The organism is Pseudomonas sp. M2(2023) (assembly GCF_030263955.1).
In the GTDB taxonomy this organism is placed as follows: Bacteria; Pseudomonadota; Gammaproteobacteria; order Pseudomonadales; family Pseudomonadaceae; genus Aquipseudomonas; species Aquipseudomonas asiatica.
Window position 1 is genome coordinate 3,627,138 of record NZ_CP127114.1, and the last position, 24,284, is coordinate 3,651,421.

Annotated in this window: 14 protein-coding genes; 9 read left to right on the forward strand and 5 right to left on the reverse strand. The window is 65.3% G+C overall.

Features of this window, described 5'->3' with window-relative positions; translation table 11 throughout:
* Nucleotides 1–92 precede the first annotated feature (92 nt).
* The 3 genes from QN085_RS16850 to gnd form a co-directional block, all read right to left on the reverse strand.
* Entirely contained in the window at nucleotides 93–1,889 is a 1,797-nt protein-coding gene (locus QN085_RS16850; RefSeq protein WP_041505783.1) for a glycoside hydrolase family 15 protein, read from the reverse strand.
* 144 nt (nucleotides 1,890–2,033) lie between these two features.
* Entirely contained in the window at nucleotides 2,034–3,539 is a 1,506-nt protein-coding gene (gene zwf / locus QN085_RS16855) for a glucose-6-phosphate dehydrogenase (protein WP_285687451.1), read from the reverse strand.
* The gene (gnd, locus tag QN085_RS16860) at nucleotides 3,536–4,519 is read right to left on the reverse strand and encodes a phosphogluconate dehydrogenase (NAD(+)-dependent, decarboxylating) (RefSeq protein WP_013973319.1); all 984 of its coding nucleotides are present in this window, start codon (nucleotides 4,517–4,519) and stop codon (nucleotides 3,536–3,538) included. Before gnd ends, zwf begins: the two co-directional genes overlap by 4 nt.
* Nucleotides 4,520–4,722: 203 nt before the next feature.
* On the opposite strand from gnd, the gene QN085_RS16865 reads away from it, so the two are divergent.
* The 9 genes from QN085_RS16865 to QN085_RS16905 all read left to right on the forward strand — a co-directional run bounded on the left by QN085_RS16865 (nucleotide 4,723) and on the right by QN085_RS16905 (nucleotide 18,547).
* The gene (locus QN085_RS16865) at nucleotides 4,723–4,890 is read left to right on the forward strand and encodes a DUF6026 family protein (protein ID WP_015270996.1); all 168 of its coding nucleotides are present in this window, start codon (nucleotides 4,723–4,725) and stop codon (nucleotides 4,888–4,890) included.
* Between the two features lie 593 nt (nucleotides 4,891–5,483).
* Entirely contained in the window at nucleotides 5,484–7,043 is a 1,560-nt protein-coding gene (gene glgA / locus QN085_RS16870) for a glycogen synthase GlgA (RefSeq protein WP_013973326.1), read from the forward strand.
* Between the two features lie 14 nt (nucleotides 7,044–7,057).
* Nucleotides 7,058–8,800 (forward strand): malto-oligosyltrehalose trehalohydrolase, encoded by a 1,743-nt coding sequence (gene treZ / locus QN085_RS16875; RefSeq protein WP_041505781.1) that lies wholly within the window; start codon nucleotides 7,058–7,060, stop codon nucleotides 8,798–8,800.
* Nucleotides 8,797–10,866, forward strand: coding sequence for a 4-alpha-glucanotransferase (gene malQ, locus QN085_RS16880; RefSeq protein ID WP_041505780.1), 2,070 nt, complete (start codon nucleotides 8,797–8,799; stop codon nucleotides 10,864–10,866). Before treZ ends, malQ begins: the two co-directional genes overlap by 4 nt.
* Nucleotides 10,863–13,637 carry a malto-oligosyltrehalose synthase gene (locus tag QN085_RS16885; protein ID WP_013973329.1) on the forward strand — a complete coding sequence of 925 codons (2,775 nt, stop codon included), beginning with the start codon at nucleotides 10,863–10,865 and terminating at the stop codon, nucleotides 13,635–13,637. The genes malQ and QN085_RS16885 overlap by 4 nt, the downstream gene beginning before the upstream one ends.
* Before the next feature lie 14 nt (nucleotides 13,638–13,651).
* Complete coding sequence (locus QN085_RS16890; RefSeq protein ID WP_013973330.1) at nucleotides 13,652–13,900, forward strand: DUF2934 domain-containing protein; 249 nt, start codon at nucleotides 13,652–13,654, stop codon at nucleotides 13,898–13,900.
* 153 nt (nucleotides 13,901–14,053) lie between these two features.
* The gene (gene glgX, locus QN085_RS16895) at nucleotides 14,054–16,207 is read left to right on the forward strand and encodes a glycogen debranching protein GlgX (RefSeq protein WP_013973331.1); all 2,154 of its coding nucleotides are present in this window, start codon (nucleotides 14,054–14,056) and stop codon (nucleotides 16,205–16,207) included.
* A gap of 153 nt (nucleotides 16,208–16,360) precedes the next feature.
* On the forward strand, nucleotides 16,361–17,170 hold the full coding sequence (locus QN085_RS16900; protein WP_015271002.1) for an endonuclease/exonuclease/phosphatase family protein: 810 nt from the start codon (nucleotides 16,361–16,363) through the stop codon (nucleotides 17,168–17,170).
* A gap of 300 nt (nucleotides 17,171–17,470) precedes the next feature.
* On the forward strand, nucleotides 17,471–18,547 hold the full coding sequence (locus QN085_RS16905; RefSeq protein ID WP_013973333.1) for an autotransporter domain-containing protein: 1,077 nt from the start codon (nucleotides 17,471–17,473) through the stop codon (nucleotides 18,545–18,547).
* Between the two features lie 117 nt (nucleotides 18,548–18,664).
* Here QN085_RS16905 and glgB read toward each other — a convergent pair whose 3' ends face one another.
* Together glgB and treS are read right to left on the reverse strand one after the other, a co-directional pair.
* Nucleotides 18,665–20,875 (reverse strand): 1,4-alpha-glucan branching protein GlgB, encoded by a 2,211-nt coding sequence (glgB, locus tag QN085_RS16910; protein WP_038409972.1) that lies wholly within the window; start codon nucleotides 20,873–20,875, stop codon nucleotides 18,665–18,667.
* Complete coding sequence (treS, locus tag QN085_RS16915; RefSeq protein ID WP_038409973.1) at nucleotides 20,876–24,193, reverse strand: maltose alpha-D-glucosyltransferase; 3,318 nt, start codon at nucleotides 24,191–24,193, stop codon at nucleotides 20,876–20,878.
* Nucleotides 24,194–24,284: the final 91 nt, after the last annotated feature.

The following is a 24,284-nucleotide window of genomic DNA, read 5'->3' on the forward strand; positions in this document are numbered from 1 at the left end:
GGATTTCAGCCTCACTGCATGAATTGCCGGGGCTGCTTTGCAGCCCGATCGCGACACAAGGCCGCTCCTACAGGGGGAGACCGCCACCTGACTTAGCTGCAGCTCGCCCGATCACGCACCGGGCACTGTGCGCGGTGCAGGTTCAGTGCGGTGTTGATGATGCCGATATGACTGAACGCCTGGGGGAAGTTGCCAAGCATGCGCTGGCCCGCCGGGTCGTACTGTTCGGCCAGCAGGCCGAGGTCGTTGCACAGGCCGGTCAGGCGTTCGTACAGTGCCTGCGCTTGTGCCTGGCGGCCCAGCAATACATACACATCGGCCAGCCAGAACGAACACACCAGGAAGGTTCCCTCCCCGGGTGTCAGGCCGTCGCTGCAGCGGTCACTGTCATAGCGCAGCAGTAGGCCGTTTTTCAGCAGGCGCTGTTCGACCTGTTCGAGCGTGCGCAAGAAGCGTGGGTCATCCGCCGGCAGGAAGCCGGTAAGGGCGATGTGCAACAAACTGGCGTCCATCTCGGTCGAGCCATAGGCCTGGACGAAAAAGCGGCCGCTGGGGTCCAGGCCCTGCGCGCACACTTCACGACGAATCTCGTCAGCCACCTGGCGGTAATGCCGCCCGCGCTCGCGGCCTTCCTCGGTGGTGTCGGCCAGCCCTGCGGCACGGTCGAAGGCCACCCAGGCCATGACCTTGGAGTGCACGAACTGCTGCCGTCCGCCGCGCACTTCCCAGATGCCTTCGTCCGGCTGGCGCCAGATGCGCTCGACGTAAGGCAGGATCAGTCGTGAGATGGCGGCGCTACGTGGATGGCGAGGCAAGCCACCCTTTATTGCCTGGGTCATGGCATCGGCGAGTTCACCGTAGATGTCCAGTTGCATCTGCGCCGACGCTGCATTGCCCACCCGCACCGGTTGCGAGTGCTCGTAGCCGGCCAGCCACGGCAAGGTGTATTCCTGCAGGTCGCGCTCACCGGCCAGGCCGTACATGATCTGCATCTGCTCGGGGTTGCCGGCCACCGAGCGCAACAGCCATTCCCGCCAGGCCTGGGCTTCGTCGAAGTAGCCGAGGTTCATGAAGGCCAGCAGGGTCATGGTCGCGTCGCGCAGCCAACAGAAGCGGTAGTCCCAGTTGCGCTCGTGGCCGATGCGCTCGGGCAGCGAGGTGGTGACGGCGGCAACGATGCCGCCGGTGGGCGCGTAGGTCATGGCCTTGAGGGTCAGCAGCGAACGGCGCACCAGGGCGGAATATGGGCCCACCTGTGGGCAGCGGGCGGCGAAGGCCTGCCATTGGTCGATGGTCTGCGCCAGCGCTTCGTCGATATCACAGCCGGGCTGCACCGGCAGGTGCGAGGGCTGGTGGCGCAGGCTGAACACCTGGCGTTCGCCCGCGCCAACGCGAAAGCGGGCGACCGTGTGCTGGTCACGGGCATGCGGGGGGACGGTGCTGCACAGGATCAGCCGGTCGGGGCCGGCGACGGCGCTGAGGGTCCGCGGGTCGAGCCGTTCCACCCAGGGCACGCTGCGGCCATAGTCGAAGCGCATCACCAGGTCCATTTCGAAGTTGGTTTCGCCAGCGAGGCCCTCGACGATGCGCACCAGCGCGTTAACCTCGCCCAGCGGCATGAAGTCGAGCACACGGGCGCGGCCGGTGGCGGTCACCCAGGTGGTTTCCAGCACCAGGGTGTCGTCCAGGTATTGGCGGCTACTGTATTCGACCGGGTCGCAGGGGGCCAGGCGCCAGCGGCCGTTTTCTTCGTTGCCCAGCAGGGCGGCGAATACCGCGGGGGCGTCGAAGCGTGGCAGGCACAGCCAGTCGAGCGAGCCATCGCGGCTGACCAGGGCGGCGCTGCGGCAGTTGCCCAGCAGGGCATAGTCTTCGATGTGGGCAGGCATTGGGGCTCCTTTGTGTGGTTGTCTGTGACGGCCTCTTCGCGGGTAAACCCGCTCCCACAGGTACATCACAGGCCTTGAAACCATCGATATCCCTGTGGGAGCCGGTTTACCCGCGAAAGGGCCGGCACAGGCCTTACAGAAACCTCACCCCAACCGATGCCACTCGCGCTTGTCCCGCGCCAGCAATTCATTGCCGGCCTCGGGCCCGTCTTCACCGGCCGGGTACTCGTGCACCTCGCCGCCCTGGGCCCAGGCATCGAGGAACGGCTGCACCGCGCGCCAGCCGTTTTCGATGTTGTCAGCCCGCTGGAACAAGGTCTGGTCACCGGTCAGGCAGTCGTAGATCAGCGTCTCGTAGCCGGTCGCCGGGGTCATCTTGAAGAAGTCCTTGTAGGCAAAGCCCAGCTCGACATTCTCCATTACCAGCTCCGGCCCGGGGCGCTTGGCCTGCAGGTCGAACCACATGCCTTCGTTGGGCTGGATCTGGATCTTCAGGTAATTGGGCTTGGGCCGCTCCAGCTCCGACTCGCGGAACTGCGCATAGGGCGCAGGCTTGAAGCAGATGGCGATTTCGGTATCACGCACGCTCATGCGCTTGCCAGTACGCAGGTAGAACGGCACGCCGGCCCAGCGCCAGTTGTCGATCATCACCTTCAGCGCCACATAGGTCTCGGTCTGGCTATCCGCCGCGACGTTGGGCTCGTGGCGGTAGCCGGGCAACTGCTTGCGCCCCTGCTTGCCGGCACTGTACTGGCCACGCACGGAGTTTTTCAGAGCCATCTTCACCGACCATGGGCGGATGGCGCCGACCACCTTGGCCTTTTCGCTGCGCACGGCATCGGCGGCGAACGCGGCCGGGGGTTCCATGGCCACCATCGCCAGCAACTGGAACAGGTGGTTGGGCACCATGTCGCGCAACGCCCCGGTGCTGTCGTAGAACGCACCATGGGTCTCGACGCCGACGGTTTCCGCGGCGGTGATCTGCACATGGTCGATGTAGTGGTTGTTCCAGAACGATTCGAACAAGCCGTTGGAGAACCGGCTGACCAGGATGTTCTGCACCGTCTCTTTGCCCAGGTAATGGTCGATGCGGTAGATCTGCCGCTCGCCCATCACCTTCAGCAGGCAGGCGTTGAGCGCCTCGGCGCTGGCCAGGTCGGTGCCGAAGGGCTTTTCCACCACGACGCGGCGAAAGCCGCCGGCCGATTCGTCGAGCAGCCCGGCCTGCCCCAGGCGCTGCGCCACTTCGGGGAAGAAGCGCGGCGAGGTCGCCAGATAGAAGATGGCGTTGCCGTGGCGGGTTGTGTCGATGCGCTTGGCGAGGGCCTGGTAGGTGGCCGGATCGAGGAAATCGCCGGTCTGGTAATCCAGGCGCTTGGCCAGGCGTGCCCAGAGCTTCTCATCCAGGCACTTGGCCGTGCCCTCGCCGCCTTTGTCACGCTCGACCATGAACGCGTGCAGGCGTTCGGCGAATTCCTCGGCAGTGGCTGGGTTGTGGTCGACGCCAACAATGCGCAGGTTGCGGTCCAGCAGACCGTCACGGCTGAGGTTGTAAAGCGCCGGCATCAGCAGGCGCTTTACCAGGTCGCCATTGGCGCCGAACAGGAACAGGGTGCATGGCGGAGCAGCCGGAATGCTCTGTTTGGTCATTCGGCTTTTTTCTCGACGTGGCCACCGAAGCCCAGGCGCATGGCCGAGAGAATCTTGTCACCATAGGTGCCTTGCTGCTGGCGCGAGCGGAAGCGGGCGAACAGCGCGCTGGACAGCACCGGCACCGGCACCGCCTGCTCGACGGCGGCGTCGATGGTCCAGCGGCCTTCACCACTGTCGGACACCGAGCCACTGAACTGCGACAGTTGCGGGTCGGCCACCAGCGCATCGGCAGTGAGGTCGAGCAGCCACGAGGTAACCACGCTGCCACGCCGCCACACTTCGGCGATTTCGGCCACGTTCAGGTCGAAACGCTGGTCTTCCGGCAGTTCGTTGCCGCCCTTGCTGCGCAGCAGGTCGAAGCCTTCGGCGTATGCCTGCATCAGGCCGTATTCGATGCCGTTGTGCACCATTTTCACGTAGTGCCCGGCACCGGGTGGGCCGGCATGGATGTAGCCGTGCTCGGCACGCTGGTGCTCGCCGCTGCGGCCATGGGTACGCGGGATGTCACCCACGCCCGGGGCCAGCGCCTTGAACAGCGGCTCCAGGCGCTCGAACACGTCCTTTTCGCCACCGATCATCATGCAGTAGCCACGGTCCAGGCCCCACACACCGCCCGAGGTGCCGACGTCCAGGTAATGCAGCCCGCGCTTGGCCAGCTCGGCGGCGCGGCGCATGTCGTCCTTGTAGAAGGTGTTGCCGCCGTCGATGATCGCATCGCCCGGCTCCAGCAGTTCGGCCAGTTGGGCGATGGTCTGCTCGGTGGGCTCGCCGGCGGGCAACATGACCCACACCGCGCGCGGCGCTTTCAGCTTCTGTACCAGCGCACCGAGATCGTGCGCACCCTGGGCGCCCTCGCCCTCCAGACCGGTGATGGCCTCACGGTTGCGGTCATGCACCACAGTACGGTGGCCGGCGCGCATCAGGCGCCTTGCGATATTGCCGCCCATGCGGCCCAGCCCGATGATTCCCAGTTGCATGAGCCGATGCTCCCCTTTCGAAATAAATGACAACACAATCCAGCTTTTCAGATTAGTCCAGCGTACCGCTCGAGGGTTCAGCGACGAACGGCGGGACCACGATAAACAAAAAAGTTCCCAAGACCTGCGAAAGAATTCAGAATGCGCCCGCGTGAAGCGTCTACGCTTTAACTTGTCACCAGCCAAAACCGCGAGGTGTGTCCATGGGTACTTTGATGCCTGCAACCCCAACCCAGACCCTCTATGTCTCCGTGCGCCGTGATGAGCTGCGTAAACTGAAGGACGAACGTGACCAGCTGCGCCAGCAGGTCGCCCAACTGAACCTGCTGCTGGCGCAACAACGCGCTGAAGACAAAGCTGTCAGCCTCTGATTCTACCTTCTTCTCGTGGGAGCTGAACGGCTCCCACCCTGCTTGTCTCTCTCTGATTCCTCTTTTCCAGGCCCGGCTTCTTCGCGGGCACGCCCGCTCCCACGAGACTGCAAAAGAATCCAACATCTGCCTTGCGCCCCACTCTGGTGCGTCAGCACCTGAAAGCCACAATTTGGCGCACCATCCCCATACCCCCGCCCGCACCTTTTCACATCCGGTCACAACCGCCAACGTTTGCGTCTACTCCGCAGCATGACAATAGTGACCAGCGGGTCACCTTTTCATCTATTTCTCTCCTACACTCGGGTTTCGGCCCGCCATTTGCTCAACGGAAGAGTGACGAAAAAAAGTCGAACTTTCCGGAACGCGGGCAGGTCAGGAACTAAGTAGGCCAAACGCAAAGGGACTTCCCAGCATCGGCCCACATACCCCACCAGCCCAATCGCCTTCGGCCGGAATGCCGATCGCGCCGTGCCTGCGCGCACGACCCTGGGGCATGGAACGCACTACGCAGAATCCAGAATCAGAGAGAACCAACACGAAACATCGCCACGGGTGCCAGCACCCGGCCAAGCATAGGGACGGAGAGAAGTATGATCAGTGCCGCTGTCGAGCCTCACGTAGATTCATTCAACCCGGACAACCGCGAACCGCTCACCCCGGACTTCGCCACGACAGGCAAGGCACCCGGCGCCCAGCGCCAGCACAACCGCAACAAGCGCAAGATTTTGTTCGTGACCTCGGAAATCGCCGACCTGGTGAAAACCGGTGGCCTGGGAGACGTGTCCGCCGCCCTGCCCCGCGCCCTGGCGCACCTGCACGATGTGCGGGTGCTGATCCCCGGCTACCGGCAGGTGATGGAAAGCGACAACCCCATCCACATCGTCGGTGAACTGGGTGGCCACGCCGCACTGCCGCCGTGCAAGATCGGGCGCATGGACATGGCCGACGGCCTGGTCATCTATGTGCTGATCTGCCCCGAGCTGTACCAGCGTGACGGCACTCCCTATGGTGCCAACAACGGCCGCGACTGGCCCGACAACCACATCCGCTTCGCCCGCCTGGGCCTGGCCGCCGCCGAAATCGCTGCCGGCGAAGGCAGGATCCACTGGAAGCCCGAAGTGGTGCACGCCCACGACTGGCCCGCCGGCCTGGCACCGGCCTACATGCACTGGCGCGGGCTGAGCACGCCAACCCTGTTCACCATCCACAACCTGGCCTACCAGGGCGTGTACAGCCGCGGCTGCAGCCCGGAACTGGCAATCCCCGAACACGCCATGCAGCAGGAAGGCATGGAGTTCTACGGCAAGCTGTCGTTCCTCAAGGCCGGCCTGGCCTACGCCAGCCACATCACCACGGTCAGCGCCACCTATGCCCGGGAAATCACTACCCCGGAATTTGGCTGCGGCCTGGACGGTTTCCTCGCCAGCAAGGCCCAGCAAGGCCTGCTCGGCGGCATTCCCAACGGCATCGACGAAAGCTGGGACTCGGCCACCGACAAGCACCTGCAGCACAACTTCAGCATCAACGACTGGGAAGGCAAGGCGCGCAATGCCCAGGAAGTACGCGCGCTGTTCGAACTGCAGCCCTCCGAAGGGCCCTTGTTCGCAGTGGTTTCGCGCCTGGTCTACCAGAAAGGCCTGGACCTGACCCTGGGTGTGGCCGACTACATCGTCGAGCAAGGCGGGCAGATCGCGATCATCGGCCGCGGCGAGCCGGAAGAAGAGCAGGCCATGCGCGAACTGGCGCTACGCCACCCGGGCCGTATCGGCGTGCGCATCGGCTTCAACGAAACCGATGCCCGGCGCATGTTCGCCGGCAGCGACTTCCTGCTGATGCCGTCTCGCTACGAGCCATGCGGCCTCAGCCAGATGTACGCACAGCGCTTCGGCTCGCTGCCGGTAGCGCGCAAGACCGGCGGCCTGGCCGACACCATCGAGTGCGGCGTTACCGGCTTCCTGTTCAACGAGTCCACTGTCGAGAGCTATCGCGAGGCACTCAGCCGCGCCTTCTATGTATATGGCAAGAAGGACCTCCTGAATGCCATGCGCTGCCTGTCGATGACCCAACCGTTCAACTGGTGCCAGGCCGTGGAGCCCTATGCACGTCTGTACGAGGACCTGGTCAAGCAGGCGCAGCACAGCCACTACTGAGCGGGGAGTTGAAGATGCACAGGCATGGCGCACACCTGCTGGACGCCACGTCGGCGCGCTTCGCCCTCTGGGCCCCGGATGCGCGCAGCGTGAGCGTGGAACTGGAGCAGCAGCCGGCCATCGAGCTGTTGCCCGACGATGATGGCTGGTTCACCGGCGTGGCCCCGTGCCAGGCCGGTGACCGTTACCACTACCGTATCGACGGTGCACTGAAGGTGGCCGACCCGGCCTCGCGCTATCAGCCCGATGGCGTGCAGGGGCCGAGCCAGGTGGTGAATGTGGCCAGCTATGCCTGGCGACACCCCTGGCAAGGCCGGCCCTGGCACGAGGCGGTCATACAGGAGCTGCATGTCGGCCTGCTCGATGGCTACGCCGGGGTCGCCCGGCAACTGCCGCGGCTGGCCGAACTGGGCATCAGTGCCGTCGAACTGATGCCGCTGGGGCAGTTCCCCGGCGAGCGCAACTGGGGTTACGACGGCGTGTTGCCCTATGCGCCGCAAAACACCTATGGCAGCCCCGAACAGCTGTGTGCGCTGGTCGACCAGGCACATGGCCAGGGGCTGATGGTGTTGGTCGATGTGGTGTACAACCACTTCGGCCCTGACGGCAATTACCTGCACCAGTACGCCAGCCCGTTCTTCCGCGAAGACCGGCAGACCCCCTGGGGCGCAGCCATCGACTTCCGTCGCCCGCAGGTGCGCGAGTTCTTCATCCAGAACGCCCTGATGTGGCTGTGCGACTACCGCTTTGACGGCCTGCGCCTGGATGCCGTGCACGCCATCGACCAGCCCGACTTTCTGGTCGAGCTGGCGCAAAGGGTACGCGCTGCGGTGGAACCGGGCCGCCACGTATGGCTGGTACTGGAGAACGAACACAACCAGGCCTTCCTGCTGGAGCAAGGCTTCGATGCCCAGTGGAACGACGACGGCCACAATGCCCTGCATGTGCTGCTGACCGGCGAAACCGAAGGCTACTACGCCGACTACCAGCAGCGCCCCATCGACCAGCTGGCCCGCTGCCTTGCCGAAGGTTTCGTGTTCCAGGGCCAGGCCAACCGCCATGGCACGCCCCGCGGCGAACCCAGCGCGCACCTGCCACCCAGCGCGTTCGTGCTGTTCCTGCAGAACCATGACCAGGTCGGCAACCGCGCCCTGGGCGAGCGCCTGACCCGCCTGTGCCCACCGCAGGCGCTGCGGGCGGCCACCGGGCTGTTGCTGCTGGCGCCGATGATTCCGCTGCTGTTCATGGGCGACGACGATGGCAGCTGCCGGCCGTTCCTGTTCTTCACCGACTTCCATGACCAGCTGGCCGACGCCGTGCGCGAAGGCCGGCGCGGCGAGTTCGCCCATTTCGCCGCCTTCGCCGACCCCGAGCAGCGCCAACGCATCCCCGACCCCAACGCCGAACAGACCTTCGAGGCCTCCCGCCCGCAAGGCAAGGAAGTGATCGCCGGCTGGCACGGCCTGTACCAGCACCTGCTCGAACTGCGCCGCCGCCATGTGATCCCGCACCTGCCCGGCAGCCGCGCGCTGGGCGCCGAAGTACACGGCGACAAGGCCCTGACCGCACGCTGGTGCCTGGGCAATGGCACCACCCTGCGCATCGACCTGAACCTGGCCGCCACCCCGCAGGTGGTCGAGTTGCCCGCGCCGGCCAACCGCCTGTTCGACAGCAGCGACACCCGGCACCCCGATACCCATCTGGCCGCATACAGCTGCGTGGTCAGCCTGCTTCCCCCTGCCCAGGAGCGCCCATGAGCGAAACCGCCCTGCACCGTCTGGCGAGCCGCGTCGGGCTGAGCCGCGACTGGATCGACGCCAATGCCCAGCCCCAGCGTGTCAGCGACGAGGTACTGCGCAACATACTTGAAGGCCTTGGCCACCCTGCCAACGATGACGCCGCCATCGCCGCCAGCCTGCGCGCCGTGGACGCTGCCGAAGACAGTGAGCACCTGCCGCCGCTGCTGACCGCCGACCTAGGCCAGCCATTGGCACTGGCGCGCTACTTCAGCGCCGCCAGCGTCGCGCACTGCACCCTGGAGGACCACAGCGCCCTCACCCTCAGCCTCGACGACCAGGCCCGCCTGCCCGGCGCGCTGCCCATCGGCTACCACCAGGTGGAAATCGACAGCCGCCGCTTCACCGTGGCCGTGGCCCCGCTGCGCTGCCACAGCCTTGAAGACCAGGTGCAACAGCCGCCACCGCGCTGCTGGGGCCTGGCGGTGCAGCTGTACAGCTTGCGCCGCCCCGGCGATGGCGGCTATGGCGACTGCCTGGCCCTGGAACAACTGGCCCGCGCGGCTGCCGAACGCGGCGCCGATGCCTTGGCCATTAGCCCGATCCACGCCCTGTCGGCCATCGACCAGACGCACTACAGCCCCTACTCGCCCTCCAGCCGCCTGCTGCTCAATACCCTGTACGCCAGCCCAGCCGCGCTGCTCGGCGAGCGGGAGGTGCGCGTGGCCATCGAAGCCTGCGGCCTGGAGCAACAGCTCGAAGACCTTGAGCAAGGCCCGCTGGTAGACTGGCCGCGTGCCGCCAGCGCCCGACAGCGCCTGCTCGAAGCCCTGTACCAGGGCTTCAGCCAGGGCGACCACCCGCTACGCAAGGACTTCGACAGTTTCCGCAAAGCCGGTGGCCAGGCGCTGGAGCACCATTGCCGCTTCGAGGTGCTGCAGGCCCAGGCCGTGGAGCATGGCCTGGGCGCCGACTGGCGCCACTGGCCCAAGGCCTGGCACGACCCATACCACCCGGAAGTGGAGGCCTTCGCCAACGCCTACCCGGCCAAGATCGAGTTCCATGCCTTCTGCCAATGGCTGACCGAACGGGGCCTGCAACGCGCCCAGGAAGCAGCGCGCGGCAACGGCATGGCGGTCGGCCTGATCGCTGACCTGGCGGTGGGCGCCGACGGTGCCGGCAGCCAGGCCTGGAGCCGCCAGGACGAGCTGCTGGCAGGCCTGAAGGTAGGCGCACCGCCCGACATCCTCAACCGTGCCGGCCAGGACTGGGGCATCTGCGCCTTCTCGCCCGAAGGCCTCAAGCGCAACGGCTACCGCGCCTTCATCGAAATGCTCCGGGCCAACCTCGCCCACGCCGGCGGCCTGCGCATCGACCATGTCATGGGCCTGCGCCGGCTGTGGCTGATCCCGCAGGGGGCCAAGCCCAGCGAAGGCGCCTACCTCAACTACCCGCTGGAAGATCTGTTACGCCTGCTGGCCCTGGAGTCGGTGCGCCACCAGGCAATCATCCTCGGCGAAGACCTGGGCACCGTGCCGGACGGCCTGCGCGAGCAACTGGCAGCCAAGGCCGTGCTGGGCATGCGCGTGCTGCCCTTCGAGCAGACCCAGCCCGGCCATTTCAAGCCGATTCTCGACTGGCCGGACAACGCCCTGGCCACCACCGGCACCCACGACCTGGCGCCGCTGGCCGGCTGGCTGGAAAACCGCGACATCGACTGGAGCCACCGCCTGCAACTGATCGATGCTGCCACCGAACTGCACTGGCGCCACGAGCGGCAGAAGGAGCACGATGGTTTGCGCCGCACCCTGGAGGCCAACTACGGCACGCTGCCGAACAACGACGCGCTGATCGACGCTGCCATCCGTTACGTTGGCCACACCCGCGCACCGCTGGTGCTGGTGCCATTGGAAGACCTGCTGGGTTGTGACGAGCAACCCAACCTGCCGGGCACCACCTCCGGCCACCCCAACTGGCGCCGACGCTTTGCCCGGCCGGTACGTGAACTGCTCGACGACGAAGACGCTGCGCGGCGCCTGGAACTGCTGGCCCAGGCCCGCGAACAGGCTTGGGAGCGTGACCGATGAAAGCGCTGACCGCGACCCTGCGCCTGCAGTTTCACAGTGACTTCACCCTCGATCACGCCGTGCCGCTGGTGCCGTACTTCGCCCAGTTGGGCATCAGCCACCTGTATGCCTCGCCCATCCTCAAGGCCCGCGCCGGCTCCCGCCATGGCTACGACGTGGTCGACCCGACCTGCGTCAACCCCGAGCTGGGCGGCGAAGCGGCGCTGCAACGGCTGGTCGCCGCCCTGCGTCAGCACGGCATGGGGCTGATCCTCGACACGGTGTCCAACCACATGGCCGTGGGCGGTGCCGACAACCCCTGGTGGCAGAGCCTGCTGGCCTGGGGTCGGCGCAGCCCGTATGCAGAGTTCTTCGACATCCAGTGGCACTCCAGCGACCCACTGCTGGCCGGCCAGTTGCTGTTGCCGTTCCTCGCCAGCGACTATGGCGTGGCGCTGAAAAATGGCGAGATACCGCTCGAGTTCGACAAGCACCATGGGCTGCTGCAGGTCGCCCATTACCAACACCGCTTCCCGATCTGCCCGGTCGATTATGGCTGGATTCTCGCCCTCAGCCCGGAGCCGGCGCTCAAGGCCCTGGCCGAACGCTTCACCGCGTTGAGCGCATCGGCCACGCCGCTGGCCGACGCCCTGCCCCTGCAAGCTGAACTGGCGCGCCTGGCGGGCGAAGGCGCTGACCTCGAATCGGCTCTGGTGGCGTTCGACAGCCGCAGCGAGAATGGCTTCAAGCGCCTGCACCTGCTGCTGGAACGCCAGACCTATCGCCTGGCCAGCTGGCGTACCGCCGCCGACGACATCAACTGGCGGCGCTTCTTCGACATCAACGAGCTGGGCGGCCTGCGGGTGGAACGCGCGGTGGTGTTCGAGGCCACCCACGCCAAGCTGTTCGAACTGATCGAGCGTGGCCTGGTGGACGGCCTGCGCATCGACCATATCGACGGCCTGGCCGACCCGCGCGGTTACTGCCGCAAGCTGCGCCGACGGGTCGATGGCCTGCTGGCACGGCGGCCGTTGAATGCCGCCCTGGAGCATTTCCCGATCTACGTGGAGAAGATCCTCGGCGCCAACGAGCACCTGCACCGCGACTGGCTTACCGATGGCACTACCGGCTATGAGTTCATGAACCAGGTCTCGCTGTTGCAGCACGACCCGGCAGGCGAAGCAGCGCTGACCGAGCTGTGGGCCAATGTGAGCGAACGCCCCGACTTCCCCGAAGAAGTACGTCAGGCCCGCCACCTGGTGCTCAATGCCAGCCTGGCCGGCGACTGCGAGTCGGTGGCCCAGGCGCTGTTGCAGGTGGCGCGCAACGACCTGATGACCCGCGACCTGACCCTGGGCGCGATTCGCCGTGCCTTGCAGGCGCTGGTGGCGCATTACCCGGTGTATCGCACCTACTTCAATGCCTGCGGGCGCCCGGCAGAAGACGAAGGGTTTTTCCAGCAGGCCCTGGCCAATGCCCGCCTCGACCTCGGCGAAGCCGACTGGCCACTGCTCGAGCACCTGCAACAATGGCTGGGCGGGCAAGCCTGGCGCCGCCTGCCAGCAGGCCGGGCGCGCAAGCAGCTACGCCACGCCTGCGTGCGCTTCCAGCAGCTGACCGCGCCCAGCGCCGCCAAGGCCGTGGAAGACACCGCCTTCTACCGCAGCGCGCGGCTGCTGTCGCGCAACGATGTGGGCTTCGACGCCGAGCGTTTCAGCGCCCCGCTCGAGCACTTCCACAACGAGGCCCAGCGGCGCCTGCGCGACTTCCCCGACAACCTGCTGGCCAGCGCCACCCATGACCACAAGCGCGGCGAAGACACCCGTGCGCGCCTGGCCGTGCTCAGCGAGCGCGGCCCGTGGCTGGCCAGCCGAATGGAACACTGGCGCGAACTGGCCACGCCGTTGCGCACGCAACTGGATGACGGCCTGGCGCCCAGCCCCGGCGACGAGCTGATGCTGTTGCAGACCTTGCTGGGCAGCTGGCCGCTGGACCTCGACCTGCACGATGTCAACGCCCTTGGCCAGTACGCCGAACGCATTCGCCAGTGGCAGCAGAAAGCCCTGCGCGAGGCCAAGCTGCGCAGCAGCTGGAGCGCGCCGAACGAAGCCTACGAAAGCGCCTGTGCCCGCTACATCGATGGCCTGCTGCTGGACGGCGAGAACCAGCAGCTGCGCAAGTCGCTGGCCGACGCCGCGCACCTGCTGGCCTGCCCCGGTGCCCTCAACGGCCTTGTCCAGGCCCTGCTGCGCATGACCACGCCGGGCGTACCGGACCTGTACCAGGGCAACGAATACTGGGATTTCAGCCTGGTCGACCCGGATAACCGGCGCGCCGTGGACTACGCGTGCCGGCGTCGCACCCTGGACGATGCAACGCCGGTTGCCGAGCTGCTGGAGCACTGGCGCGATGGCCGCCTCAAGCAGGCGCTGATCGCCCGGGTGCTGGACTGCCGCCAGGCCCATGCCGAGCTGTTCCGTCGTGGCGCCTACCTGCCCCTGACCGTGCAGGGTCGGCATGCCGACAAGGTGATCGCGTTCGCTCGCCTTGGCGAGGGCGAACGGGCCGTCATCATCGCGCCACGCCTGGCCAGTACCCTGCTGGCAGGTGCACCGACACCCCTGATCCCGGCACAGAACTGGGACGACACCCGGGTAAACCTGCCGTTTGCCTTGTCGCCTGCCAACTCGACGGGACTTTTCCCCAGTGCTGCGGTCAGCTCTTCCAAGGAGCTGATGTTGAGCGCCGTGCTGGCGGAGTTTCCGGTCAACCTGCTGATACAACAATCTTGAACATCAGGAGCGTCATGATGAGTGTTGATGAAAAACGTATCCGCGAATTTGCCTACCAGATCTGGGAGTCCGAGGGTAAGCCCGTCGGCCAGGAAGACCGCCATTGGGACATGGCTCGCAAGCTGGCCGAAGCCGAGGCACTGGCACCCAAGGCGGCGCCGCGCAAACGGGCCCCGGCCAAGCCCAAGGTAGCGGCTGAACCGGTTGAGAAGGCCGTGGCTGTGAAGAAACCCCGGGCGGTGAAAAAGCCGGCTGCCGGTTGAGCCTGCACCGGCCTCTTCGCGGGTAAACCCGCTCCCACAGGTACACCGTCATCCTCAAGCCTGGCGCTATCCCTGTAGGGGCGGGTTCACCCGCGAAGAGGCCGGTACAGGCCTACGCAGCTCCCTCCACCACCACGGCCACAGAGGACCGCCATGAGCCCCCGCACCCCGAAGAAAACCCGCTCGGTCGCCCCGTCGCGTATCCGCGAAGGCCTGCCCTTCCCCCTCGGCGCCACCTGGGATGGCCTTGGGGTCAACTTTGCCCTGTTCTCGGCCAATGCCACCAAGGTCGAGCTGTGCCTGTTCGACTCCACCGGCGAGCACGAAATCGAACGCATCGAGCTCCCCGAATACACCGACGAGATCTACCACGGCTACCTGCCTGACGCTCACCCAGGGCTGGTCTACGGCTACCGCGTGCACGGCCCGTACGAGCCGGAGAACGGCCACCGCTTCAACCCCAACAAACTGCTGATCGACCCGTATGCCAAGCAACTGGTCGGCAGCCTGCAATGGTCCGAAGCACTGTTCGGCTACACCATCGGCCACCCCGACGGCGATCTGTCGTTCGACGAGCGCGACAGCGCGCCCTTCGTGCCCAAGTGCAAGGTGATCGACCCTGCATTCACCTGGGGCCGCGACCAGCGCGTGCAGATCCCCTGGGAGCGTACGATCATTTATGAGGCCCACACCCGTGGCATCAGCATGCGCCACCCAGCGGTGCCGGAAGAACTGCGCGGCACCTTCGCCGGCCTGGCCAATGACGAGTTGCTCAAGCACATCAAGGAGCTGGGCGTTTCCAGCATCGAGCTGCTGCCGATTCACGCCTTCGTCAACGACCAGCACCTGCTGGACAAGGGCCTGAACAACTACTGGGGCTACAACAGCATCGCCTTCTTTGCGCCCCACCCGCGTTACCTGGCCAGCGGCAAGATCGCCGAGTTCAAGGAAATGGTCGCACACCTGCACGACGCCGGGCTGGAGGTGATCCTGGATGTGGTCTACAACCACACCGCCGAAGGCAACGAGCGCGGCCCCACGCTGTCGATGCGCGGTATCGACAACGCCTCGTACTACCGCCTGATGCCGGACGACAAGCGCTATTACATCAACGATTCCGGCACCGGCAACACCCTGGACCTGAGCCACCCCTGCGTGCTGCAGCTGGTCACCGACTCGCTGCGCTACTGGGCCGGCGAAATGCACGTGGACGGCTTCCGCTTCGACCTGGCGACCATCCTTGGCCGCTACCACGACGGCTACAGCGAACGCCACGGCTTCCTCGTCGCCTGCCGCCAGGACCCGATGCTGAGCCAGGTGAAGCTGATTGCCGAACCATGGGACTGCGGCCCGGGCGGCTACCAGGTGGGCAACTTTGCCCCGGGCTGGGCAGAGTGGAACGACCGCTTCCGCGACACCGTGCGCGCCTTCTGGAAAGGCGACGAAGGCCAACTGGCCGACTTTGCCTCGCGCATGACCGCCTCGGGGGACATGTTCAACAACCGTGGCCGGCGTCCCTATGCCTCGGTCAACTTCGTCACCGCCCACGATGGTTTCACCTTGCGCGACCTGGTGTCGTACAACCACAAGCACAATGAGGACAACGACGAGAACAACCAGGACGGCACCGATAACAACCTGTCATGGAACTGCGGTGTCGAGGGGCCAACCGACGACCCGGCCGTGAATGCCCTGCGCATGCGCCAGATGCGCAACTACTTCGCTACCCTGCTGCTGGCCCAGGGCACGCCGATGATCGTCGCCGGCGATGAGTTCAGCCGTACCCAGCACGGCAACAACAATGCCTATTGCCAGGACAGCGAGATCGGCTGGGTGAACTGGGACCTGGACCAGGAGGGCAAAGAGCTGCTGGCTTTCGTCAAGCGCCTCACCCGCCTGCGCCTGGCCTACCCGGTACTGCGCCGCTCGCGCTTCCTGGTTGGCGACTACAATGAGGCGATCGGTGTCAAGGATGTGACCTGGCTGGCACCGGATGGCAACGAGATGAGCGTGGAACAATGGGAAGACCCGCACGGGCGTTGCCTGGGCATGTTGATCGATGGCCGTGCCCAGGTCAGCGGCATTGCCAGGCCAGGCGCCGAGGCCACAGTGCTGCTGATCGTCAATGCCCACCATGACATCGTGCCGTTCCAGCTGCCAACCGTGCCCGAGGGGGATTACTGGAGTTGCCTGGTCGATACCGACCGGCCAGAGCTGCGCAAGGGGCAGCATCTGCAGTTCGACAGCACCTTCGAGGTGAAGGGGCGGTCGTTGCTGCTGATGGTGTTGCAGCGTGATGAGGAGTGAACCTGACAGTTTGGTACCTGTCCCTTGTAGGAGCAGCCTTGTGCTGCGAAGAGGCCTTTACCGGCACAGCAAGTGGTTTGCCTTATCGGCCCTTTCGCAGCACAAGGCTGCTCCTACAAGGATCCGCGCAAACCCGTTGACCGAGGAGTAACCGTGAACCCCGAAGCCGGCAGTAAAGGTTTCGCCAGTGTCAACCAGGCCCCGGCCGTGAAGCGGCTGCGGGTGCTGACGGTGAATACCCACAAGGGCTTCACCGCCTTCAACCGGCGCTTCATCCTGCCGGAACTGCGCGAGGCGGTGCGCAGCACCCAGGCCGACATCGTCTTTCTCCAGGAGGTGCTCGGCAGCCACGACCGCCACGCCGCGCGCTACCCCGGCTGGCCGCAGACCTCGCAGTACGAGTTCCTCGCCGACAGCATGTGGAGCGACTTCGCCTACGGGCGCAACGCGGTCTATCCTGACGGCCACCACGGCAACGCGCTGCTGTCCAAATACCCGATCATCGAACATCGCAACCTCGACGTGTCGATCACCGGCCCCGAACGACGTGGCCTGCTGCACTGCGTCCTCGACGTGCCTGGCCAGCATCAGGTACATGCCATCTGCGTACATCTGTCGTTACTGGAAAGCCACCGCCAGAAGCAGCTGCAACTGCTGCGCAAGCTGCTCGAATCCTTGCCCGCCGACGCCCCGGTGATCATCGCTGGCGACTTCAACGACTGGAAATCCCACGGCAACCGCACCTTGGGCCTGCAGCGTGACCTGCACGAGGCCTTCGAACGCCACCATGGCCACCTGGCCCGCACCTATCCTGCGCGGCTGCCGCTGTTGCGCCTGGACCGTGTCTACCTGCGCAACGCCGAAAGCCATGGGCCGCGGATTCTGGGGCACAAACCTTGGTCGCACCTGTCGGACCACCTGCCGTTGTCGGTCGAAGTCAGGCTTAGCAATCATTCTTCATAGCCGCAGCACGGCAAATAGCGAACCTGGCTATACCTAGCCGAATTATCTTGTGATTCAACAAGTTGAACAAAGCCACGGAACCTGAACACATCCTTCACGCTTTCTTGACGCAAGCGGCGCCCTCTCCTTAGCTGAACATATCTAGCAGTAATGATCTCGCGCAGGGCCTCTAGCTCGCGCCTTCGTGCGCGCTGCAGAAAGCCAGGCGTGCTGGTTTGGGTCGCCCACTGTTTTTGCCGTACAGCTCGTGACAACAGGCCAGGTCCTAGGGCTGTAACACCAAAACAAAGGAGATCCGCCATGAAAAGCACCTCGAACCCCTTGCGCTTCGAAAGCATTTTCTACGCGGTTTCCACGTCGCTGCTTCTGGCAACCCCGGTGGAAACTATCGCGTATGAACTGCAGGACGACCCGACCTCGCCCGGCTTCCTGCACCAACCGGCAGTACCACAGCTTACGCTCGACCCGGTCAGCGCCAGTGGCTTGAGTATCGGTACCTTGAACGCGTTCTCGCAAAAGATGAGCGAACGCCATGGGCAGCCTGCACCGGACCTGGTCGCCAGCCAGTGGGCGCAGTTCTTCCCCACCACCGCGCGCAGTGGCGCGCAGCCTCCGGACCAGCTGGAGGCCCCCAGCCAGCAACTGATGATCGGCCCGGACCTGTTCGTGCGTGAAACTGCAGCGGGCAATGTGCACCGCGCGGGGATCTTCGTGGGGCAAAACAACCTGCAGACCAACTTCAACGGCATGCGCCAGCTGTTGGGCGACAAGCAACGCAACGCCGTGAACCTCAGCGGCGAAAGCCTGGGGGTGTACTGGAGCATGACCCATGAACAGGGCTGGCACCTGGATGCCGTGGCCATGGGTTCACGCATCGACGTCAACGGTCGAGGCGAAAACGGCCAGCGACTGGACGACAGCGGCCACGCGATGACCTTCTCGCTGGAAGGCGGCATCCCCATCGGCCTGGGTGGCGGCTGGGTGATCGAGCCGCAGGCGCAGTTGATCAACCAGCAGTTCTTCCCCGGCAGCCGGGCACAGGAGGAGACCTTGCAGGCCTTCGACAGCCAGCCGAGCTGGAGCGGCCGGGTCGGTGCCAGGCTGTCCGGGCGTTATGAAGTACGCGGCATGCCGATCGAACCCTATGTGCGGACCAACGTGTGGTATGACTTCAGCAATGCCGATGAGGTGAAGCTGGACCAGGTCGACAAGATCTCCAGCTCGCGCTACTCGACCACGGTGGAACTGGGGTTGGGGCTGGTGGCGCGGGTGACACCCACGGTGGCGCTGTTTGTCAGTGCCGATTACAGCAGTGACGTCGACGACAATGATCTGAACGGGTTGATTGGCAGCCTTGGGGTGCGGATGCGGTGGTAGGCAGGGTCGGCCCTTTCGCGGGTGAACCCGCTCCCACAAGGACCGCACAGGGTCTGAAGCTTGTGCAATACCTGTGGGAGCGGGTTTACCCGCGAATAGGCCAGTACTGGGAACACATCAGGCTGGTTTCATTATCAGAACACCCAGCGGCGGCAGGTTCAGGGCCAGCGACTGCGGCTGCCCATGGCTGGCTATCTCGTCACTTTGCACGACCCCCAGGTTGCCGACATTGGACCCGGCATACAGCTCTGCATCACTGTTCAACAGCTCCTGCCAGCGCTCGCCAAACGGCACGCCAATGCGATACCCCTCGCGCGGCACCGGGGTGAAGTTGGCCACCACCAGCACCGGCTCGCCACTGCTGCTCCAGCGCAGCCAGGCATACACGCTGTTCTGGGCATCGTCACCAATCAGCCACTGGAACCCCTGCGGCTGGCAATCCTGCTCATGCAACGCCGGCACCTCGCGGTACAGGCGGTTGAGGTCGCCTACCAGGCGCTGTACCCCCTGGTGCTCAGGGTACTGCAGCAGGTACCAGTCCAGCTCGCCATCGTGGTCCCACTCACGCCACTGCCCGAACTCGCAACCCATGAATAGCAGCTTCTTGCCCGGATGCGCCCACATGAAGGTGAGGTAGGCACGCAGGTTGGCGAACTTCTGCCAGCGGTCGCCGGGCATCTTGTCGATCAGCGAATGCTTGCCGTGCACCACTTCGTCGTGGGAGATGGGCAGGATGAAGTGCTCGGAATAGGCATAGATCAGCCCGAAGCTCATCTCGTTGTGATGATAAGTGCGGTGCACCGGGTCGTTCTGGATGTAATGCAAGGTGTCGTGCATCCAGCCCATGTTCCACTTGTAGGCAAAGCCCAGGCCACCCTGCTGGGTCGGCTGGCTGACGCCGGGCCAGGCGGTGGACTCCTCGGCGATGATCAGCGCGCCCGGGGCCTCATGGGCCGCCACGCCGTTTAGGTGGCGGATGAAGTCGATGGCTTCCAGGTTCTCGCGCCCGCCGTGGCGGTTGGGCACCCATTCGCCGGCCTTGCGCGAATAGTCGCGGTACAGCATCGAGGCCACTGCATCGACACGCAGGCCATCGATGTGGAAGTGCTTCAGCCAGTGCAGCGCCGAGGCCATCATGAAGCCGCGCACTTCGTTGCGGCCAAGGTTGTAGATCAGCGTGTTCCAGTCCTGGTGGTAGCCCTCCAGCGGGTTGTCGTATTCGTACAGGGCGGTGCCGTCGAAACGCGCCAGGCCGTGTTCGTCGGTGGGGAAATGCGCCGGTACCCAGTCCAGCAGTACACCAATGCCCCCTTGGTGGCAGGCGTCGATGAACGCGGCGAAGTCCTCGGCGCTGCCGTAGCGCGAGGTGGGCGCGAACAGCGACAGCGGCTGGTAGCCCCAGGAGCCGCCGAACGGGTGCTCCATGATCGGCAGCAGTTCGATGTGGGTAAAGCCCAGTTCCTGAACGTACGGCACCAGGCGCTCGGCCAGCTCGCGCCAGTTGTAATAGCGCCCGACCTCGCCCGCCTCATCCAGCTCGCAGCGCCACGACCCCGGATGCAGTTCGTAGATCGACAGCGGCGCACTGTAGGCATGGCGTTGCGCGCGTTGCGCCATCCAGTCGTGGTCTTGCCAGTCGTGGCTGAGCGCCCCTGCCACCTTGGATGCGGTGCTCGGCGGCAGTTCGGTGGCGCGCGCCAGCGGGTCGGCCTTCAGGGGCAGTATGCCGTCCTTGCCCAGCACCTCGAACTTGTAGGTTTCGCCCACGCCCAGGCGCGGCACGAACAGCTCCCACACCCCGGCGCTGTGGCGCAGGCGCATGGGGTGGCGGCGGCCATCCCAGTTGTTGAAGTCACCCACCACCGACACCCGCCGGGCGTTCGGTGCCCACACCGAGAAACACACGCCATCGACGCCATCGACCTGGATGGGTTGGGCGCCGAAGCGCCCGGACAGGTCGCGGTGGTTGCCTTCGGCGAACAGGTACAGGTCCATGTCGCCCAGTTGCGGGCCGAAGCTGTAGGGGTCTTCGGTAATCTGCTCGCCACCGGCCCAACCGATCTGCAGCAGGTACGGGTGTGCCTCATCGAGGTGCGCGGTGAACAACCCTGGCAGGCTGCCCTGCTCCATTTCGGCGAGGATGCGCCCGTCATGCCGGGCCAGGATGCGCACATTCAGGGCGTTGGGCAGGAAGGCGCGGACCACCTGCCCGCCGGCGCCGTCGCCATGGGGGCCGAGTACCGCAAATGGATCGGCGTGCTCGGCGCGGGCCAGGGCGTCGAGGTCCCGTTGCCGAAGGCCGCCGTTTTCACGCGTGGTTGCATTCATCTATGACTCTCCCCAGGTACTGATCAGTCCATGCAGGCCATGCAAAGGCACGGCCAGCCAGCTCGGACGGTTCTCGGCTTCGTATGTGATTTCGTAGGCAGCTTTTTCCAGGCAGAACAGCTCCAGTGCAGCACGCTCGCCCTCGGCCTGTTGCCAGGCGTGCGGCATGGCCGCGGTGGCCAGGCCATAGGCTTCGACAAAGGCATGCCGCGACTGGTGCAGGTACTGCCTGGCAACCCGTTGCCGGGCTTGGCGCGCCGGGTCGGAAAGGTCGACCGCAGACGCGCTGCGCAAGATCATGGCAGCAGCATAGTCGAAGGATCGCAGCACGCCGCTGACATCCTTGTACGGGCTGTGTTTTGCCCGACGCTCTTGCAGCGGCCGGGCCGGTTCACCTTCGAAATCGATGAGGTAGGCGTCGCCCTGCACCACCAGCACCTGGCCCAGGTGCAGGTCGCCGTGCACGCGCATCAGCAAGCCGCCCTGGGCCTGGCGGGTCAGGTTGGCGATGTGCTGGGCCAGGCCGTCGCGCTGTTGCTGCAAGTCGTCGACCAGCGCCTGGCTTTCGCTGTCGAGGCTGTCGCGGTGCTGGGCCAGCAGGTCGAGGGCATGGGTGAGTTCGGCACTGATCTGCGCACTCCAGCGTTCGCTGTCGTCGGCATCGCTCGGGCGCGGCTGGAAGGCCTCGTCGTTGGTCGGTGCGGCCAGCAGCAGGTGCATCTCGCCCAGGCGCTGGCCGAGCAAGGCGGCAAAGCCGGTGAGTTCGGCCAGTGCATCGGTGTGCGCATCGGCGTCGAGGCTGGAGGGCTCCATCTGGTCGCGGATGGCCCGTTCCAGGGTGTTCTGGGTCCAGGCCCAGGCGTCACCCTGGTTGCTCAGGTAGCCCTGGGCGATCATCAGCAGGTGTGGCGCGCCCTGCTCGTCCACCCGGCTGACCCAGGCCAGCAGCGGCGAAATGTTGGCAAAGCCTGCGGCGGTCAGGTAGGCACTCATTTCCAGCTCGGGGTGCACGCCCGGGTTGACCCGGCGAATCAGCTTGAGCACCACTTGGTCGCCAATCACCACCGAGCTGTTGGACTGCTCGGCACTGAGGTAGCGCACGCTGCTTTCGTCGTTCAACGCCAGGCTCGCCAACTGCTGCGTGCTTTCGAAGCGCAGCTCGCCCTCGCCGTTGCCACAAGGCAGATGCATGCCGCCCTCACAGGCACGCAGCACCGCGCGGATGAATGGCTCGAGGACGAAGGCATCGGTGATCAGGCCAACCTGATGGGCACGGCGCACCCGCGCCAGGGCCAGCTGCTGCGGCAACGCGGTACTGATCTGCTCTTCGGGCAGCAGGCCGAACGGCAGCTGATAGCGGGTAGCCACACCCTCGCTGAGCACTTCGATTTCACCGAGCAGCACCGGCGTGGTGGTGGTGCCGAAACGCACGCCGTAGCAAAGGCGCACCTGGTCGATCGGCCCTTCCTTGCCGGCGAACCAGCGCCGCTTGGGCAGGTACTGCGGCAGGATGGCGCTTTGCAGGGTATCGCTGGAGGGGGCCTCCAGCAGTTCTTCCATGCGCTTGCGCAATACCAGTGTGGTCAATTCGGGTAACCCCTCGGTGGCCTGGATGTGCCAGCTGGGCATGCGGTCGTGGCTGGCCAGCAGGAACCAGTAGAAGGCGTAGGGTGGCAATGTCAGCAGGAACGGCAGTTGCCCGATTGGCGGGAAGGCGCTGCCGCCGAGCATCTCCACCGGTACTTTGTCGGCGTATTGTGACAATTCCAGTTCAGCTGCCTGGGCGGCGCGGGAAACGTTGGCCACGCACAGGATGACTTCAGTGTTGCCATCGGCGTCGGTGTACTCGCGCAAGTAGGCGAGGATGCGCCGGTTGTTCGGCGTGAGGGTGCGCAGGCTGCCGCGGCCGAAGGCCTTCTGCTGCTTGCGCACCGCCAGCATGCGCCGGGTCCAGTTCAGCAGCGAATGCGGGTCGTTGGCCTGGGCTTCGACGTTGACGGTCTGGTAACCGTACAGCGGGTCCATGATCGGCGGCAGCACCAGGCGCTGCGGGTCGGCGCGGGAGAAACCGCCGTTGCGGTCCGGCGACCACTGCATGGGCGTGCGCACGCCGTCGCGGTCGCCCAGGTAGATGTTGTCGCCCATGCCCAGTTCGTCGCCGTAATACAGGGTGGGCGTGCCGGGCATCGACAGCAGCAGGCTGGTGAGCAGTTCGATGCGCCGGCGGTCGCGCTGCAGCAGCGGCGCGAGGCGGCGGCGGATGCCCAGGTTGATGCGGGCGCGGCGGTCTTCGGCGTAGTAGTTCCACAAGTAGTCGCGCTCGCGGTCGGTGACCATTTCCAGGGTCAGCTCATCGTGGTTGCGCAGGAAGATCGCCCATTGGCAGTTGGCGGGGATTTCCGGGGTCTGGCGCAGGATGTCGGTGATCGGGAAGCGGTCTTCCATGGCCAGGGCCATGTACATGCGCGGCATCAACGGGAAGTGGAAGGCCATGTGGCATTCGTCGCCCTCGCCCTCGCCGAAGTACGGGCGTGTGTCCTCGGGCCATTGGTTGGCCTCGGCCAGCAGCATGCGGTCGGGGTAGTTGGCGTCGATTTCGGCGCGGATCGCCTTGAGCACATCGTGGGTTTCGGCAAGGTTCTCGTTGTTGGTGCCGTCGCGCTCGATCAGGTAAGGGATGGCGTCCAGGCGCAGGCCATCGACACCCAGGTCCAGCCAGAAGCGCATTACCCCGATCACGGCCTTGAGCACTTGCGGGTTGTCGAAGTTGAGGTCGGGCTGGTGCGAGTAGAAGCGGTGCCAGAAGTACTGGCCGGCGACCGGGTCCCAGGTCCAGTTGGACTTCTCGGTGTCGAGGAAGATGATGCGCGTGCCGTCGTACTTCTGGTCATCATCCGACCACACATAGAAGTCCCGTGCCTTGCTGCCGCGCTTGGCATGGCGGGCGCGCTGGAACCAGGGGTGCTGGTCGCTGGTGTGGTTGATGACTAGCTCGGTGATTACCCGCAGGCCGCGTTTGTGCGCCTCGGCGATAAAGCGGCGGGCATCGGCCAGGTTGCCGTAGTCGGGGTGCACGGCCTTGTATTCGGCGATGTCGTAGCCATCGTCGCGGCGTGGCGAGGGATAGAACGGTAGCAGCCACAGGGTGTTGACGCCCAGCTCGGCGATGTAGTCGAGCTTGCTGATCAGGCCGGCGAAGTCGCCGATGCCGTCGTTGTTCGAATCGAAGAACGACTTGATGTGCAGCTGGTAGATGACGGCGTCCTTGTACCACAGCGGGTCGTCGATGAAGGCTGCAGGGCGGGAACGCTTGGCCATGTGCGACTCCTTTCAATTTCTGGTTGCTCTGGCCCCTGTAGGAGCGGGCTTGCCCGCGAAACAGACACCGCGGTGTATGGCACCTGCTGTG